The sequence below is a fragment of the Streptosporangium sp. NPDC003464 genome, assembly GCF_053588315.1.
In genome coordinates this window covers 1-2,251 of the sequence record NZ_JBSFPS010000515.1, presented here as the reverse complement: position 1 = coordinate 2,251, position 2,251 = coordinate 1, and the positions used below count along the sequence as shown (strand labels likewise).

Here is a 2,251-nt window from a genome sequence, read left to right as displayed (position 1 = left end):
GTGATCATCACGTCACCCCCGTACCCTGACCCCAAGACCACGAGGAGGACCTGTGAGCGACCCGCGCGTCCGTGCTCGCCTACTCCGCATTCAAGCGGCTGCCCACCGTGCCGCCGCTGATCACTTCGACGTGGCAGCCGCTGCCATCGCCGCAAGCGCCGCTCTCCAGGACCTTCTGCAGGCAGCCAGCGAGGGGGACGCCGCCGACGTTGCAGCGCACCCGGACCTGGCTTATCTGGACGTGCAGATGAACGGCTTCTACGACTGACCTCGCCCGGTTTACCGCCCCTGCCCTTCGGGTGGGGGCGTCGTCATGTCTGCCTGCGGACGATCATCGGGGCAGGCGAGCATGGCGGACATGGATGAACTGATCGCGTTCCTGCGCGCCCGCTGGGATGAGGAGGAGGCCGACGCCCGCAGCGCCTCGGCGGAACGCCGCGCCGAGCGCCGCCCGGACCGCGTCGACCGGCTCATCGAGCAGGCCTTGGCCGAGACCCGCGACCACCAGTGGCTGCGCGAAGGGCGGCAGCCATGAGCGACCTGCAGCCTCCCGCCCTGGACGACGTCGACGCCGAGCTGGCCATGGTCACCACCCGCGACCTCCTCGACCAGCTCCCCGTCCCCGACGCCCTCGACAAGATCCGCAGGAGGACCCGGTGACCCTCTTCACCTACGTGTACAGCGTCGTCGCCGTCCTCGCCGCCGGCACCGCCATCTGGGCCGTACAAGCCCGCTCCCTGTGTGGCGCCGCCCTGGCGCTCGCCGTGCTCGTCGCCGCAGCGGCCTGCACCGCCTACACCCTCCGCCCCGCCGAGCCCGTCCGGGCTCCCGCCGCCGTCCTGGAGGCCTGAATGCTTACCCCTGCTGAAGAACTCCGCGCCGCCGCCGTCCGACTGCGCGAGGCTGCCGCCAACGCCACGCCCGGACCCTGGGGAGTCGGCAACGGCGAGGTCATCGGCCTCGGCATCGAACAGACCGGCCCCGGCTCGTTCGCCTACACCGCCCAGCTCGCCCGCGTGCTCGACGACAACGAGCGCGAGGAAGACAACTACGGCGGCCACGACCTCGGCAGCACCGAGGCCGACGCTGCGTGGATCGCCGCGATGCACCCGGACCTGGCGGAGCCGCTCGCCGCCTGGCTGGACGAAGCTGCCCGCCATGCCGACATGAACGAGCACCGCGCGCCCCGGCACCGCCGCGACCTTACCTGGGCCTTGGCCGTCGCCCGCGTCATCCTCGGCGGTGCCCAGTGACCGCCGCCCTCAGCTCCGCCGGGCCCGACCTTCCCCCGGGCCCGGCGGGCACCACCACACCCCGCGTCCTCGGCCTCGACCTGTCCCTCACCGCCACCGGCATCGCCACCTGGGACGGCCGACCACTCTCCACCCTGCGCACCGTGGCCAGCGACGGCGACCAGCGCCTACGTCGCATCATGGTCACCGTCCGCGCCGAGGCCTACGACTACTTCAACATTGAGCCGATCGAACTCGCCGTCATCGAAGACCTGCCCAAGCACGCCCAAGGCGCAGGAATCACCGGCATGGTCCACGGCGCGGTCCGGATCGCCCTCATGGAACTCGGCGTCCCCTACGCCCTCGTCCCCCCGGCCACGCTGAAGAAGTACGCCACCGGCCGGGGGAATGCGACCAAGCCCGACATGCGCATGGCGCTCTATCGGAGGACGGGCCTGGACCTGCGCGACGACAACCAGGTCGATGCCTGGTGGCTGCGCGCCGCTGGCCTCGACGCGCTTGGCCACCCGCTTGTCGACGTCCCGAAGGCGCAGCGGGACGCACTCGCCAAGGTCGCTTGGCCCCCACTGGTGGTGGCGTGATGGCTGACTACCAGCACACGCTCCGCCACCACGATTCCACCTGGATCCTCCAGGGCGAACTCCGGCTCAACGACGCCCTCATGCAGGCCGGCCGCAGCCGCAAACCTAAGAGCCCAGACCACAACGCCGACGTCCTGCTCACCCTCAACCCGAACCCCACCGACGAGCTGGAGGCCGCGGGCCGGGCCGTCCGGCGGATGACCGGCCGCCTCGGCCTGGACGCCGCCGCGGTGGCTGAGGTGCTCGACATGCTCGGCCTGCCGGAGGTGACGGCATGACGCCCGGCCAGGCCGCCTGGGTCCGCGAGCACGTGTGGACCGCCGGCATGCGCAAGACCCACCGGGAGGTGCCCGGCGCTACCTCTCACTGCGCCTGCCAGTGGGGCGGCGGCCCCTGCTCCGGCCGCCTCCCACAGCA

Annotated in this window: 8 protein-coding genes; all 8 read left to right on the top strand. The window is 71.8% G+C overall.

Annotated elements, in window-relative coordinates; translation table 11 throughout:
• Positions 1-52: 52 nt before the first annotated feature.
• Positions 53-268: a hypothetical protein gene (locus ACWDS7_RS48000; RefSeq protein ID WP_451934755.1), complete on the top strand. Its 216-nt coding sequence runs from the start codon at positions 53-55 to the stop codon at positions 266-268.
• Between the two features lie 90 nt (positions 269-358).
• On the top strand, positions 359-535 hold the full coding sequence (locus ACWDS7_RS47995) for a hypothetical protein (protein WP_451934754.1): 177 nt from the start codon (positions 359-361) through the stop codon (positions 533-535).
• Positions 532-660, top strand: a complete 129-nt coding sequence (locus ACWDS7_RS47990; protein ID WP_451934753.1) for a hypothetical protein — start codon at positions 532-534, stop codon at positions 658-660. The genes ACWDS7_RS47995 and ACWDS7_RS47990 overlap by 4 nt, the downstream gene beginning before the upstream one ends.
• Entirely contained in the window at positions 657-851 is a 195-nt protein-coding gene (locus ACWDS7_RS47985) for a hypothetical protein (protein ID WP_451934752.1), read from the top strand. The genes ACWDS7_RS47990 and ACWDS7_RS47985 overlap by 4 nt, the downstream gene beginning before the upstream one ends.
• Entirely contained in the window at positions 852-1,253 is a 402-nt protein-coding gene (locus tag ACWDS7_RS47980) for a hypothetical protein (RefSeq protein WP_451934751.1), read from the top strand.
• Entirely contained in the window at positions 1,250-1,834 is a 585-nt protein-coding gene (locus ACWDS7_RS47975) for a hypothetical protein (RefSeq protein ID WP_451934750.1), read from the top strand. Before ACWDS7_RS47980 ends, ACWDS7_RS47975 begins: the two co-directional genes overlap by 4 nt.
• A complete protein-coding gene (locus ACWDS7_RS47970; protein WP_451934749.1) occupies positions 1,834-2,112 on the top strand; it encodes a hypothetical protein in 279 nt (92 codons plus the stop codon). The genes ACWDS7_RS47975 and ACWDS7_RS47970 overlap by 1 nt, the downstream gene beginning before the upstream one ends.
• The coding region (locus tag ACWDS7_RS47965) for a DUF6248 family natural product biosynthesis protein (RefSeq protein ID WP_451934756.1) at positions 2,109-2,251 on the top strand (143 nt) is incomplete at its 3' end. The genes ACWDS7_RS47970 and ACWDS7_RS47965, both read left to right, overlap by 4 nt.

Excerpts from the sequence above, each read along its gene's own strand:
- ACWDS7_RS47980 (WP_451934751.1), top strand. The coding sequence starts at position 852 with ATGCTTACCCCTGCTGAAGAACTCCGCGCCGCCGCCGTCCGACTGCGC.
- ACWDS7_RS47995 (WP_451934754.1), top strand. The coding sequence starts at position 359 with ATGGATGAACTGATCGCGTTCCTGCGCGCCCGCTGGGATGAGGAGGAG.
- ACWDS7_RS47970 (WP_451934749.1), top strand. The coding sequence starts at position 1,834 with ATGGCTGACTACCAGCACACGCTCCGCCACCACGATTCCACCTGGATC.
- ACWDS7_RS47990 (WP_451934753.1), top strand. The coding sequence starts at position 532 with ATGAGCGACCTGCAGCCTCCCGCCCTGGACGACGTCGACGCCGAGCTG.